Source organism: Brevundimonas vesicularis (assembly GCF_900445985.1).
GTDB lineage: Bacteria > Pseudomonadota > Alphaproteobacteria > Caulobacterales > Caulobacteraceae > Brevundimonas > Brevundimonas vesicularis_D.
In genome coordinates, this window is the sequence record NZ_UAQP01000005.1 from 212789 (window position 1) to 226149 (window position 13361).

12 protein-coding genes are annotated in these 13361 nt (G+C 66.7%); 9 read left to right on the top strand and 3 right to left on the bottom strand.

Annotated elements, in window-relative coordinates; genetic code table 11:
• Window positions 1-8 precede the first annotated feature (8 nt).
• The 3 genes from fba to gap all read right to left on the bottom strand — a co-directional run bounded on the left by fba (window position 9) and on the right by gap (window position 3607).
• Entirely contained in the window at window positions 9-1094 is a 1086-nt protein-coding gene (fba, locus tag DT343_RS01195) for a class II fructose-bisphosphate aldolase (protein WP_055803694.1), read from the bottom strand.
• Between the two features lie 144 nt (window positions 1095-1238).
• A complete protein-coding gene (locus DT343_RS01200) occupies window positions 1239-2435 on the bottom strand; it encodes a phosphoglycerate kinase (protein ID WP_112861438.1) in 1197 nt (398 codons plus the stop codon).
• Between the two features lie 164 nt (window positions 2436-2599).
• Entirely contained in the window at window positions 2600-3607 is a 1008-nt protein-coding gene (gene gap / locus DT343_RS01205; RefSeq protein WP_112861439.1) for a type I glyceraldehyde-3-phosphate dehydrogenase, read from the bottom strand.
• Window positions 3608-3860: 253 nt separating this feature from the next.
• Between gap and DT343_RS17395 the strand changes: the two genes are divergently transcribed.
• The 9 genes from DT343_RS17395 to leuB all read left to right on the top strand — a co-directional run bounded on the left by DT343_RS17395 (window position 3861) and on the right by leuB (window position 13183).
• A complete protein-coding gene (locus tag DT343_RS17395; protein WP_181669096.1) occupies window positions 3861-4013 on the top strand; it encodes a hypothetical protein in 153 nt (50 codons plus the stop codon).
• Window positions 4014-4103: 90 nt separating this feature from the next.
• Window positions 4104-5843 (top strand): dihydroxy-acid dehydratase, encoded by a 1740-nt coding sequence (locus DT343_RS01215; protein ID WP_112861441.1) that lies wholly within the window; start codon window positions 4104-4106, stop codon window positions 5841-5843.
• Window positions 5844-5846: 3 nt separating this feature from the next.
• Window positions 5847-6860 (top strand): ketol-acid reductoisomerase, encoded by a 1014-nt coding sequence (gene ilvC, locus DT343_RS01220; RefSeq protein ID WP_112861442.1) that lies wholly within the window; start codon window positions 5847-5849, stop codon window positions 6858-6860.
• A 19-nt stretch (window positions 6861-6879) separates the two neighbouring features.
• A complete protein-coding gene (gene ilvG / locus DT343_RS01225) occupies window positions 6880-8592 on the top strand; it encodes an acetolactate synthase 2 catalytic subunit (RefSeq protein WP_112861443.1) in 1713 nt (570 codons plus the stop codon).
• A gap of 1 nt (window position 8593) precedes the next feature.
• Window positions 8594-8845, top strand: a complete 252-nt coding sequence (locus DT343_RS01230; RefSeq protein ID WP_039244600.1) for an ACT domain-containing protein — start codon at window positions 8594-8596, stop codon at window positions 8843-8845.
• Window positions 8845-10095 carry a 2-isopropylmalate synthase gene (locus DT343_RS01235; protein WP_112861444.1) on the top strand — a complete coding sequence of 417 codons (1251 nt, stop codon included), beginning with the start codon at window positions 8845-8847 and terminating at the stop codon, window positions 10093-10095. The genes DT343_RS01230 and DT343_RS01235 overlap by 1 nt, the downstream gene beginning before the upstream one ends.
• Entirely contained in the window at window positions 10088-11500 is a 1413-nt protein-coding gene (gene leuC, locus DT343_RS01240) for a 3-isopropylmalate dehydratase large subunit (RefSeq protein ID WP_112861445.1), read from the top strand. Before DT343_RS01235 ends, leuC begins: the two co-directional genes overlap by 8 nt.
• Entirely contained in the window at window positions 11493-12080 is a 588-nt protein-coding gene (gene leuD, locus DT343_RS01245) for a 3-isopropylmalate dehydratase small subunit (RefSeq protein WP_112861446.1), read from the top strand. Before leuC ends, leuD begins: the two co-directional genes overlap by 8 nt.
• On the top strand, window positions 12077-13183 hold the full coding sequence (leuB, locus tag DT343_RS01250) for a 3-isopropylmalate dehydrogenase (RefSeq protein WP_039244589.1): 1107 nt from the start codon (window positions 12077-12079) through the stop codon (window positions 13181-13183). Before leuD ends, leuB begins: the two co-directional genes overlap by 4 nt.
• Window positions 13184-13361: the final 178 nt, after the last annotated feature.

The following is a 13361-nucleotide window of genomic DNA, read 5'->3' on the forward strand; positions in this document are numbered from 1 at the left end:
CGTCGGCCCTAGGCGGCCTTGACGGATGCGCCGCGGAAGGACGGATCGAGGTCGCCCGAGGCGTAGCGCTTCGCCATCTGGGCGGTGGAAAGCGGGCGGATCTTGGAGGCCTGACCCTCGCAGCCGAACTGCTGGTAGCGCTCCATGCAGAGCTTCTTCATCGCCTCCTTGGCGGGCTTCAGATAGTAGCGCGGGTCGAACTCGCCCGGCTTTTCCATCAGGGCCTTACGGATGGCGCCGGTGATGGCCATGCGGTTGTCGGTGTCGATGTTGACCTTGCGCACGCCGTGCTTGATGCCGCGCTGGATTTCCTCGACCGGAACGCCCCAGGTCTGGGGCATTTCGCCGCCGTACTGGTTGATGATGTCCTGCAGATCCTGCGGCACCGACGACGAGCCGTGCATCACCAGGTGGGTGTTGGGCAGGCGGCGGTGGATTTCCTCGATCACATTCATGGCCAGAACCTCGCCGTCCGGCTGACGCGTGAACTTGTAGGCGCCGTGGCTGGTGCCCATGGCGATGGCCAGGGCGTCTACCTTGGTGGCGGCGACGAAGTCGACGGCCTGATCCGGGTCGGTCAGCAGTTGCGAGTGGTCCAGCTTGCCTTCGAAGCCGTGGCCGTCCTCGGCCTCGCCCATGCCGGTTTCCAGCGAACCCAGCACGCCCAGTTCACCCTCGACCGAGACGCCGCAGGCGTGGGCCATTTCGGTGACGCGGCGGGTGACGTCGACGTTGTACTCATAGGAGGCGGGGGTCTTGGCGTCCTCCTCCAGCGAGCCGTCCATCATCACCGAGGTAAAGCCGTACTGGATGGCGGTGGCGCAAGTCGCCGGGCCGTTGCCATGGTCCTGGTGCATGCAGACCGGGATGTGGGGATAGAGCTCGGCCAGGGCGTCGATCAGCTTGGCCAGAACGATGTCGTTGGCGTAGTTCCGGGCGCCGCGCGACGCCTGGATGATGACGGGGGCGTTGACCTCATGGGCCGCCTCCATGATCGCCAGACCCTGTTCCATATTGTTGATGTTGTAAGCGGGCAGGCCGTAATCGTTCTCTGCCGCGTGGTCGAGCAGCTGTCGCAGCGTGATGCGCGCCATGGGGTAGTCTCCTGAGCCGAATAGTCTTTTTGGTTGGGCGAGAGATTAGACGCCGGACAGCGCGAAGTCACGCCGTGTTACAGCCGTTTCAGCGCCGATTTCGAAGACAGGGTGCAGGCGTGATCCGCCTGCGTCGCTGAGCCTTCAGGCGCGCAGGGCCTCGACGCCGGGCAGGGGCTTGCCCTCCATCCATTCCAGGAAGGCGCCGCCGGCGGTGGAGACGAAGGTCAGGTCCGCCGCGACGCCGGCATGACCGACCGCCGCGACCGTGTCGCCGCCGCCCGCCACCGCGATCAGGGCGCCGGCCTTGGTGCGCTCGGCGACGTGCTTGGCGGCCGCGACCGTAGCGGCGTCGAAGGGCGGGACCTCGAACACGCCCAGCGGGCCGTTCCAGATCAGGGTCTTGGAGCCGTCCATGGCGGCGTTCAGGCGCGCGACGGTGTCGGGGCCTGCGTCCAGGATCTTGTCTTCAGTCGCGAGGGCTTCGCCTGTCTTGACGGTGCGGGCGTCGGCGCCGGGCCTGACCTCGGTCGCCACGACGACATCGACGGGCAGCAGGATGTCGCAGCCCTTGGCCTGGGCTTCCGCCAGGATTTCGCGCGCCGTGTCCGCCATATCCTTTTCGGCCAGCGAGCCGCCGATATCGATGCCTTGCGCGTAGAGGAAGGTGTTGGCCATGCCGCCGCCGATGGCGAGCGTGTCCAGCTTGCCGACCAGGTTCTTCAGCAGGTCCAGCTTGGTCGAGACCTTGGAGCCGCCGACGATGCCGACGACCGGCTTTTGCGGATTGCCCAGCGCAGCATCGAGCGCATCGAGTTCACGACGCATGGATTCGCCGGCATAGGCCGGGATGTGGTGGGCGACGCCTTCCGTCGAGGCGTGGGCGCGGTGCGCGGCCGAGAAGGCGTCGTTGACGTAGAGATCGCCGAGATCCGCCAGCTTCTGGGCGAAGACCGGATCGTTGGCCTCTTCCGCCGCGTGGAAGCGTACGTTTTCCAGCAGGACCACGCCGCCCGCATCCAGATCGCGAATGGCCTCCATGGCGTCAGGACCGATGCAGTCGTCGGCGAAGCGGACGGGAGCGCCGAGCAGCGCTTCCAGCGGCTGGACGACGGGTTTCAGGCTCATCGACGGAACGCGCTGGCCCTTGGGGCGGTCGAAGTGCGCCAGCAGGGCGACCTTGGCGCCCGCGTCGCGCAGGCGCTGGATCGTCGGCAGGGCGACCCGCAGCCGGGTGTCGTCCGTGACCTTGCCGCCCTCCATCGGGACGTTGAAGTCCACGCGGACCAGAGCCGTCTTGCCGGCAAGGTCCTTGGCGTCGTCGAGAGTGCGGAAGGTCATGATCGTTTCCTGTCTCCTCCCTGTCGCAAAGCGATGGGGAGGTGGCGCGGCGCGCTTGCGCCGTGACGGAGGGGCTTTGGCCCCAAGTTCGGTGCGATGGAAAGAGCCCCTCCACCACTTCGTGGTCCCCCTCCCCACGGTGTGGGGAGGAGACTTTTGCGATCCTACAGGAACTTCGCCATCTGCAGCGCGGTGTCGCTCATGCGAGTCGCGAAGCCCCATTCGTTGTCGTACCAGCTCAGCACGCGGGCCAGCTTGCCGTCGACGACCTGGGTCTGGGGCAGGGCGGCGGTGGAAGAGGCCGCGATGTGGTTCAGGTCGTGCGAAACCAGGGGGTCGGTCGTCGTGAACAGGACGCCCTTCATGGGGCCGTCGGCAGCGGCCTGAAGCGCCGCGTTGATCTCTTCGACCGTGACCTCGCGACCGGCGACGACCTTAAGATCGACGACCGAGACGTTGGGGGTCGGGACGCGGATCGACGAGCCGTCCAGCTTGCCCTTCAGCTCCGGCAGGACCAGACCCAGGGCCTTGGCGGCGCCGGTTGAGGTCGGGATCATCGACAGGGCCGCGGCGCGGGCGCGGTACAGGTCCTTGTGCATCGTATCCAGGGTCGGCTGGTCCCCGGTGTAGGAGTGGATGGTCGTCATATAGCCCCGCTCGATGCCGAACAGGTCGTTCAGCACCTTGGCGACCGGGGCCAGGGCGTTGGTGGTGCACGAGCCGTTCGACACGACGATGTCGTCGGCGGTCAGGGTTTCGTGGTTGACCTTGAAGACGATGGTCTTGTCGGCGTTGTCGGCGGGCGCCGAAACCAGGACGCGCTTGGCGCCGGCTTTCAGGTGGGCGCTGGCCTTGTCCTTGGAGGTGAAGATGCCGGTGCATTCGAAGGCGATGTCCACCTTCAGCTCGGCGTGCGGCAGGTTGGCGGGGTCTCGCTCGGCCGTGACCTTGATCTTGCCGGTGCCGACGTCGATCCAATCCTCGCCCGAGGTCACCGTGCCGGGAAAGCGGCCGTGGACCGAATCGTAGCGGAACAGGTGCGCGTTGGTCTCGACCGGACCCAGATCGTTGATCGCCACCACCTCGATGTCCGTGCGGCCGTGCTCGATGATCGAGCGAAGGACGAGACGGCCAATGCGGCCGAAACCATTGATGGCGACGCGAACGGTCATGGAGAGCTCCTGTGATCGGTATGACGAGCGTTATATAGGTGCGCGTCTCAATGGAGCGGTCGTGGGCGGGTTTCAACCCCGCGCGCGTAACATGATGTGATGGACGGTTACGCTTCGAAAATCGCCGGTGCCAGCTTCGGGCAAGAAACACCCCGGACGCAGTCGTTTTCGATCCGTTACGCAAAATTATTGCGACGGGGGTTGTGTGGCTCCCGCGGCTATGGTTTCTTGGCGTCAGAACAGGGAGCCGCCCGTGGCCACGATGACGCGCGACATGACGAAGGGACGCACCGCCAAGGCGGTCGCAGCCGTTCGCACGCCGGTCGGCCTGGAAAGCCCCGTATTCCTCATTACCGTCGTACTTCTCGGCCTGCTTACGCAAGCGGCGTGGATGCACGCGACCTGACCTAGACACACTCAGGATCGCCTCGCACCACCCCGCCTCCGGAAGGAAGCGGGGTTTTTAGTGCGCGGCGGTTCGAAACGAACCGGACCGATGACGCAAGATTCTACCTCTCAGCCCAAAAAGCCCAACGCGCGCAGCGCGGCGGTGACGGCTGGCCCGAACCGGGCCGCTGCCCGCTCGTATCTGCGCGCCGCCGGCATGCAGGACGCCGACTTCGACAAGCCGATGATCGGCATCGTCAACACCTGGTCGACGGTCACGCCGTGCAACATGCACCTGGACCGCCTGGCCAAGGATGTGCGGGCCGGCATCATCGCGGCAGGCGGCTATCCGGTCGATTTCAACACCATCGTCGTCACCGACGGCATCTCGATGGGCACGGCGGGCATGAAGGCCTCGCTGATCAGCCGCGAGGTCGTCGCCGACTCGATCGAACTGGCCATCGAGGGCCACCAGCTGGACGGCGTGGTCTGCATCGTCGGCTGCGACAAGACAATCCCGGCGGCGGCCATGGCCTTGGCGCGGATGGATATTCCCGGCCTGGTCTATTACGGCGGCACCATCATGCCCGGCGTGATCGGCTCGAAAGAGGTCTCGGTCCAGGAGGTGTTCGAGGCTATCGGCGCTCATTCGGCCGGCGCCCTGGACGACGAGGGGCTGAAGGCGGTCGAACAGGCCGTCTGCCCCGGCGCCGGGGCCTGCGGCGGCCAGTTCACGGCCAACACCATGGCCATGGCCTTGTCGGTCATGGGGATCTCGCCCATGGGCGCCAACGACGTGCCGGCCGTCGATCCGAACAAGGCCGCCGAGGGCGAGCGTTGCGGTCGGCTGATCGTCGAGCGCGTCTTCTCGGGCGACACAGCCCGCAAATACATCACCCGCGCCAGCCTGAAGAACGCCGCCGTCGCCGTCTCGGCCTCGGGCGGGTCGACCAATGCGGTCATGCACCTGACGGCCATCGCGGCGGAGGCCGGCGTCGAGTTCGGCGTCGAGGACTGCCATCAGGCCTGCGTCGAGGCGCCGGTCATCTGTGATCTGAAGCCGGGCGGCCGCTTCCTGGCCTCGCACCTGTTCGCCGCCGGCGGCACCCGTCTGGTCACCCAGCGGATGGCCGAGGCGGGCAAGATCGTGAACACCCCCACCGTCACCGGCCGCAGCCTGTTCGCCGAGGCAGCCGAGGCCGAGGAAACGCCAGGCCAGGTCGTGGTGGCGACGTTTGACGCCCCTGTGATGGATCGCGGCAGCTTCGCCGTCATCTATGGCGACGTCGCCCCGGAAGGCGCGGTCATCAAGCTGACGGGTCACAAGGTCGATACGTTCGAAGGTCCGGCCTGCGTCTTCGACTCGGAAGAAGACGCCTTCCACGCGGTTCAGGACGGATCGGTCGGCGAAGGCGACGTGATAATCATCCGCTACGAAGGGCCCAAGGGAGGCCCCGGCATGCGCGAGATGCTGCAGGTCACCGCCGCCCTGAAGGGCCGCAAGATCGACAATGTCGCCCTGCTGACCGACGGCCGGTTCTCGGGCGCCAGCTACGGCTTCGTCGCCGGACACGTCTCGCCGGAAGCCGCCGTGGGCGGCCCGATCGCGCTCATTCGCGATGGTGACCGCATCACCATCGACGTCACCAACCGCCGCATCGACGTCAATGTCGATCTGGCGACGCGCCGGGCGGGCTTTACGCCCCACGTAGTCCGCCCGGCGCGAGGTGTCTTCGCCAAATACCGCGCCTCGGTCGCCTCTGCGGCCCAGGGCGCCGTCACCATCCCCAACCCGCCGCCGGCCCAAGTCCCGGCAAGCCACAAAACCAACGCTGCTCAGGACGCCTGACCCATGGCCATCACGATCTACACCAACGAAGACATCAAGCCGGGCGCCATCGCCGGCCAGCGCATCGCCATCATCGGCTACGGCTCGCAGGGTCGCGCCCATGCGCAGAACCTGAAGGACAGCGGCCATGACGTGGTCGCCGGCGTCCGTCACGGCGGCACGGGCTGGAAACACGCCACCGCCGACGGCGTGCCGACCGCCGAGCCGGCCGAGGCCGTCAAGGGCGCCGACATCATCGCCATCCTGACGCCCGACATGGTTCAGGGCGACGTCTATCGCGACATCATCGAGCCGAACGCCAAGGAAGGCTCGGCCCTGCTGTTCGCCCACGGCTTCTCGATCATCTACGAGCGCATCACCCCGCGCCCCGACATGGACGTCATTCTGGTCGCGCCCAAGGGACCGGGCGATTTGGTCCGTCGCGAGTTCCAGCGCGGCCGCGGCGTGCCCTCGCTGTTCGCCATCGAGAAGGACGTCACCGGCAAGGCGCGCGACCGGGCCATGGGCTACGCCAAGGGCAATGGCGGCGCGACCGGCGGCCTGCTGGAAACCACCTTCCGCGAAGAGACCGAGACCGATCTGTTCGGCGAACAGGCGGTCCTGTGCGGCGGCGCCAAGGAGCTGGTCATGCAAGGGTTCAACACCCTGGTCGAGGCCGGCTACCAGCCCGAGATCGCCTATTTCGAATGCCTGCACGAGCTGAAGCTGATCGTGGACCTGTTCTACGAGGGCGGCATTTCGAAGATGCACCACTTCATCTCGGAAACCGCCAAATACGGCGCGGTCGCCAGCGGCCCGCGCGTCGTGACCGAAGAGACCAAGGCCCGCATGAAGACCATTCTGGAAGAGATCCAGGACGGCACCTTCGCGCGCAACTGGATCGCCGAGAACGAGGCCGGCAAGCCGCAATACGAGGCTTGGCTGAAGGCGGACCGCGAGAGCCAGATCGAACAGGTCGGCGCCCGCCTGCGCGAACGCATGGCCTGGCTGAACACGCCCAAGGCCGAAGCGGCCTGATCGCCGCCTGAACGACCGGATGATCCTGATGACCGCCGCCGCCTTCAAACCCTCAGCCGAGACCGCTCCCCAGTCGGGCGCGCGCCTGCTGGTCTCCACCCTGGAGCGGCTGGGGGTGGAGGTGGTGTTCGGCTATCCGGGCGGCGCCATCATGCCGGTCTATGACGCCTTGGCCGGCTCGAAGCTGAAGCACATCCTGGTCCGCCATGAGCAGGGCGCGGCCTTCTCGGCCGACGCCTATGCCAGGAAGAGCGGCAAGGTCGGCGTCTGCATGGCGACGTCAGGCCCCGGCGCCACCAATCTGGTCACCGGCATCGCCAATGCGATGATGGATTCGGTGCCGATCGTCTGCATTACCGGCAATGTCGCCCAAGGCCTGATGGGCACCGACGCCTTCCAGGAGATCGATATCCTGGGCGTCACCCTGCCGATCGTGAAACACTCGATCCTGGTCCGCTCGGCCGCCGAGGTTCCCGCCGCGATCGAGGAAGCCTTCCATATCGCCCGGTCGGGCCGCCCTGGGCCGATTCTGGTCGATCTGCCCAAGGACGTGCAGTTCGAGACGACCGCGGACGACTACGGTTTTTCGATTCCCAACGCGACGCCGCGCGTCGATCACGACGCCATCGCCGCCGCCGAGGCTGCGATCCGGGCGGCGAAGAAGCCGCTGGTCTATATCGGCGGCGGGGTGAAGATCGGCGGCGCGACAGAAGCCCTGCGCGCCTTCGTCGCCGCGACCGGCATCCCTCAAGTTTCGACGCTGAACGCCCTGGGCACCATCCCGACTGATGCGCCCGGGATGCTGGGCATGCTGGGCATGCACGGCACGCGCGCCGCCAACCATGCGGTGCAGGACAGCGATCTGCTGATCGTCGTCGGCGCCCGGTTCGACGACCGCGCCACCGGCAAGCTGGCCGAGTTCGCGCCCAACGCCAGGATCGTCCATTTCGACATCGACGCCTCGGAGGTCGGCAAACTGCGGAGCGCCAATGTCGCCGTCGTCGGCGAGCTGCGCGACGGCGTTGAGGCGCTGACGGCGCGGATGCGGTCGGGCGCGGCGCTGGACATCCAGGCCTGGGCCGACGACTGCGCTGGTGCGGCCAAAGCCGGCGCCCACCGCTATGACGCGCCGGGCGAGGGGGTCTATGCGCCTGCCCTGCTGAAAGAAATCTCGGAAGCGGCGGGCGATGACTTCGTCGCCGCCTGCGACGTGGGTCAGCATCAGATGTGGGCGGCTATGCACTGCCGCTTCGCAAAGCCGGAAGCCCACATCACCTCGGGCGGTCTGGGCGCGATGGGCTTTGGCCTGCCCGCCGGCATCGGGGCCAAGCTGGCCGATCCGTCGGCGACGGTCGTCACCATCGCCGGCGACGGCGGCTTCATGATGAACATCCAGGAGCTGGCGACGCTGAAGCGTTACGGCATCCCGCTGAAGATCGTGCTGATCGACAACTCCTCCCTGGGCCTGGTGCGCCAGTGGCAGGAGCTGTTCTTCGCCGAGAACTATTCCGAGATCGACCTGTCCGACAATCCGGACTTCGTGAAGGTCGCCGAAGCCTTCGGGATCGAGGCCTTCCGCATCGATCGCCGCGATCAGGTGTCGGACGGCATCCAGCGCCTGCTGGCCGCCGCCGGACCCTGTCTGGCCCATGTGGTCATCGACCCCCGAGACAATGTCTGGCCGCTGGTTCCGCCGGGCAAGAACAACGCTGAAATGATGGAGGGCTCCTGAGATGAGCAACACGATCCACATCCAGATCGACCGCGCGGACGGTTCGCTTCAGCGTCTCATCGGCCTGGTGGAGCGCCGCGGCTTCCACATCGACGGTATGGCCCTGGCTGACGAGGGCGCCTTCCGCCGCATCGCCCTGACCGTGCGCGGCCGCGACGCCGGCCGCTGCATGGACAACCTGGGTCGCCAGATCGACCGGCTGTTCGGCGTGCGCCGCATCAGCAACGACATTATTCAATCCGAGGCCGCGTAATGGTTACCCCCGAAAGCGTACGCGTATCGGGCGTATCCCGCACCGAGGAGATCGCCGCCGATCCCAACCGCGTCATCGTCTTCGACACGACGATGCGGGACGGGGAACAGGCTCCGGGCTTCTCTATGAGCGCTCAAGCCAAGGTGAAGATGGCCCAGGTTCTGCGGGACCTGGGCGTCGACGTTATCGAGGCCGGCTTCGCCGCCGCCTCGCCCGGCGACGAGGACTGCATCCGTCGCGTGGCGGGCGAGGTCGAGGGACCGATCTTCTGCTCCCTGTCGCGCGCCAACGAGAAGGACATCGACGCTACCTTCCGCGCCCTGGCGCCGGCGCCGAAATCGCATCGTCGGTGCCACACCTTCATCGGCACCAGCCCGATCCACCGCTCGGCCAAGCTGAAGATGTCCACCAATGAGGTGCTGTCGACGGCCGTGCGGTCGGTGGAATACGCCCGCAGTTTGTTCGACGACGTCGAGTTCTCGGCCGAGGACGCCTTCCGCACCGAGCCGGAGTTTCTGGCCGACGTGCTGGAGGCCGCCGCCGACGCCGGCGCGCGCACTCTGAACGTGCCCGACACCGTCGGCTATGCGACGCCGCAAGAGGTGCGCGAGCGGTTCGCCGCCCTGGCCGCACGGATCAAGGCGCGGCATCCGCACGTGATCTTCTCCGCCCACTGCCACGACGACCTGGGCATGGCGGTCGCCAACTCCCTGGCCGCCGTCGAGGGCGGCGCGCGTCAGATCGAGGGCGCGATCAACGGCATCGGCGAGCGGGCCGGCAACTGCTCGATCGAAGAGGTCATCATGGCGCTGAAGGTCCGCGAGGACCGCTATGGCGTCACGACCGGCGCCGACAGCCGCCATCTGGTGCGCGCCTCCAAGATCCTGTGCGAGATCACCGAGACGGTCATCGCGCGCAACAAGTCGGTGGTCGGAATCAACGCCTTCGCCCACGAGGCGGGAATCCACCAGCACGGCATGCTGGCCGACAGCCGCACCTACGAAATCATGCGGCCTCAGGACGTGGGCTTTGAGGGCAGCTGGTTCGTGCTGGGCAAGCATTCGGGCCGTCACGCCATCGCCAAACGCGCCGAAACGATCGGCCGTCCCATCGAGGGCGAACGTCTGGCGGCGGTGGTCGCGGGCTTCAAGTCGCGCGCGGATCAGATCGGCGAGATCAATGACGCCGAACTGATCGCCATCATCGACCGGGTCGATGGCGTGTCCGAGTTTGTGGCCCAATATGCCTGATCCCAAGACCCTGTTCGACAAGGTGTGGGACGCCCACGTCGTGCGGTCGGAAACGGCCGATACGCCGGGGGTGCTGTATATCGACCTGCATCTGGTCCACGAAGTCACCAGCCCCCAGGCCTTCAGCGAGATCGAGGCGCGTGGGCTGAAGGTCCGCCGTCCCGACCGGACCTATGCGACCCTGGACCATTCGACACCGACCCTGCCGGCGGGGCTGAACGGTCTGAAACCCTATGTCACCGCCCAGGCCGAGGCTCAGGTGCATACGCTGGAGCGCAACTGCGCCGCCTACGGCGTGCCGCTGGCGGGTTGGGATTCCGATGATCGCGGCGTGGTCCATGTGATGGGGCCGGAACTGGGTCTGACCCAGCCGGGCATGACCGTGGTCTGCGGCGACAGCCATACCGCGACCCACGGCGCCTTCGGCGCCCTGGCCTTCGGCATCGGCACGTCCGAGGTCGGCCATGTGCTGGCGACCCAGTGTCTGTTGCAGCGCAAGGCCAAGGCCATGCGGGTGACGGTGGACGGAAAGTTGCAGCCTGGCGTTTTGGGCAAGGATGTCGCCTTGGCCGTCATCGCCGCCATCGGTTTCGGCGGCGGCACCGGCTATGTCATCGAATATGCCGGCGAGGCGGTGCGGTCGCTGGACATGGAAGGGCGGATGACCCTGTGCAACATGTCCATAGAAGCCGGGGCGCGGGCCGGCATGATCGCCCCGGACCAGACCACCATCGACTGGCTGCGCGGCCGCAAACATGTGCCCGCCGACTATGAGGCCGCAACGGCCGAATGGCTGAAACTGGCGACGGATGCGGGCGCGGTCTTCGATAAGGAAGTGACCATCGACGGCGCCGCCATCCGACCCATGGCGACCTGGGGCACGACGCCGGATGCGGGCGCGCCCATCGGCTTGCCCGTGCCGCAACCGCAGTCGGACTCGGATCGCAAGGCCATCGCCTATATGGGCTTCACGGCCGGGGAGGCGACGACCAGCCAGCCGGTGGACGTGGTCTTTATCGGCTCCTGCACCAACGGGCGCCTGCCCGATCTGCGCGCCGCCGCCGAGGTGCTGCGCGGTCGCAAGGTCAAACCGGGCCTACGCATGCTGGTGGTGCCGGGGTCCGAGGCCGTGCGTCGCGACGCCGAGGCTGAAGGCCTGGATCAGGTCTTCATCGCCGCCGGGGCCGAATGGCGCATTCCCGGCTGTTCGATGTGCATCGCCATGAACGGTGATTTCGTCGCGCCGGGCCAACTGGCCGTATCCACGTCGAACCGCAACTTCGAAGGCCGCCAAGGCAAGGACGCCCGCACCATCCTGGCCAGTCCAGCGACGGCGGCGGCGACAGCGGTCGCTGGGGTGCTGACCGATCCGCGCGTCTATCTGAAGGCGGTGGAGCATGTCTGAACCGTTCCAGGTGCTGACCTCCAAGACCGTGATCCTGAGCCAGGCCAATATCGACACCGACCAAATCATCCCCGCACGTTTCCTGACCACGACCACGCGCGAAGGGCTGGGCAAGGCCGCCTTCTATGACTGGCGTTACGAAGACGACGGCTCGGAAAAACCCGAGGCCATTCTGAATCGCATCGATCCGGCCGAGCATCGCATATTGCTGGCCGGACGGAACTTCGCCTGCGGTTCGTCGCGCGAACATGCGCCCTGGGCCTTGCTGGACTATGGGTTCCGGGCGGTGATCTCGACCGAGATCGCTGACATTTTTACATCGAATGCGCTGAAAAACGGCTTGCTGCCGATCGTCGTCAGCCAGGCCGTTTGGGACGATCTGGCGTCGCAGCCGGACCAGCCGGTCACGATCAACCTCCAGGCCAATCAGATCCAGCGCGGCAATGCCGAACCCGTGCCGTTCGGGGTCGAATCCTTCGCCCGCCAATGCCTGCTGGACGGGGTGGACACCCTGGGCTGGCTTCAATCAAACATGCCTGAAATCGAAGCCTACGAGCGATCGAAAGAGACCGTAAGATGAGCACCGCCGCCACCAAGACCTACAACATCGTCCTGCTGCCCGGCGATGGCGTCGGACCGGAGGTCACACGGGCCGCGCGCGATGTCCTACGGGTCATCGGCGACTTCTATGGTCACCATTTCGAGTTCGCCGAGCATCTGATCGGCGGCGCGGCCATCGACGAGACGGGCGAGCCCTTGCCCGAGGCCACGCGCGCCGCCTGCGTCGCGTCCGACGCCGTGCTGCTGGGCGCCGTCGGCGGGCCGAAATGGGATGGCGGTAAGGCGCGTCCGGAACAGGGGCTGCTGGCGATCCGCAAGGCGATGGGCCTATTCGCCAATCTGCGGCCGTTGCAGGTGTCGCCGGTGCTGGCGCACCGCTCGCCGCTGAAGAAGGAGATCGTCGAGGGCGTCGATCTGATCGTCTTCCGCGAACTGACCGGCGGCGTCTACTTCGGCGAGAAGACCCGCACCGCCGATCGCGCCACCGACCTGTGCGAATACACGGTGCCGGAGATCGAGCGGGTGACCCGCGCCGCCTTCCAGACCGCCCAACAGCGTCGTGGCAAGGTGACCTCGGTCGACAAGGCCAACGTCATGGAGACCAGCCGCCTGTGGCGCGAGGTCGTGACCCGCATCCATGCCGAGGAGTTCCCCGACATCACGCTGGAGCACGCCCTGGTGGACTCCATGGCCATGCACCTGATCCGCAAGCCGCGCGACTACGATGTCATCCTGACCGAAAACATGTTCGGCGACATCCTGTCGGACGAGATTTCGGTGCTGGGCGGCTCCATCGGCCTGTTGCCGTCGGCGTCGCTGGGCGCGGGCGGGCCGGGTCTGTTCGAGCCGATCCACGGCTCGGCGCCGGACATCGCCGGTCAGGATCTGGCCAATCCGGTCGGGACCATCCTGTCGGCGGCCCTGCTGCTGCGTCACAGCCTGAAACTGGAGGACGAGGCGGATTCCATCGAGGCCGCGGTCGCCGCCGTTCTGGCGGCTGGCGCCGTGACGGCCGATCTGGGCGGCGCGCTGGGCACGCGCGCGGCGACCGAGGCCGTTATCGACGCCATCCGCGCCATCCACTGGGCGGCGGCGCATCGCGTGCAGATGCATTGGGCCTGACGGCTGGCACTGACGCTGAAAATCCTGCCGCAGAGCTTGGCTACGTTGGCATGCTCAATCTGACATCGGGCCGTATGATCGAAGGATCGTGCGGTCCTGATCTTTTTGTTCGTGACCGTTGCAAGAAAGTTGCGCCGTTCACGGTCTAGCCTCTTGCGCCTATCGCAAATGCGGTAAA

Excerpts from the sequence above, each read along its gene's own strand:
- fba (WP_055803694.1), bottom strand. The coding sequence starts at position 1,094 with ATGGCGCGCATCACGCTGCGACAGCTGCTCGACCACGCGGCAGAGAAC.
- DT343_RS01200 (WP_112861438.1), bottom strand. The coding sequence starts at position 2,435 with ATGACCTTCCGCACTCTCGACGACGCCAAGGACCTTGCCGGCAAGACG.
- gap (WP_112861439.1), bottom strand. The coding sequence starts at position 3,607 with ATGACCGTTCGCGTCGCCATCAATGGTTTCGGCCGCATTGGCCGTCTC.
- DT343_RS01215 (WP_112861441.1), top strand. The coding sequence starts at position 4,104 with ATGACGCAAGATTCTACCTCTCAGCCCAAAAAGCCCAACGCGCGCAGC.
- ilvC (WP_112861442.1), top strand. The coding sequence starts at position 5,847 with ATGGCCATCACGATCTACACCAACGAAGACATCAAGCCGGGCGCCATC.
- ilvG (WP_112861443.1), top strand. The coding sequence starts at position 6,880 with ATGATCCTGATGACCGCCGCCGCCTTCAAACCCTCAGCCGAGACCGCT.
- DT343_RS01230 (WP_039244600.1), top strand. The coding sequence starts at position 8,594 with ATGAGCAACACGATCCACATCCAGATCGACCGCGCGGACGGTTCGCTT.
- DT343_RS01235 (WP_112861444.1), top strand. The coding sequence starts at position 8,845 with ATGGTTACCCCCGAAAGCGTACGCGTATCGGGCGTATCCCGCACCGAG.
- leuC (WP_112861445.1), top strand. The coding sequence starts at position 10,088 with ATGCCTGATCCCAAGACCCTGTTCGACAAGGTGTGGGACGCCCACGTC.
- leuD (WP_112861446.1), top strand. The coding sequence starts at position 11,493 with ATGTCTGAACCGTTCCAGGTGCTGACCTCCAAGACCGTGATCCTGAGC.
- leuB (WP_039244589.1), top strand. The coding sequence starts at position 12,077 with ATGAGCACCGCCGCCACCAAGACCTACAACATCGTCCTGCTGCCCGGC.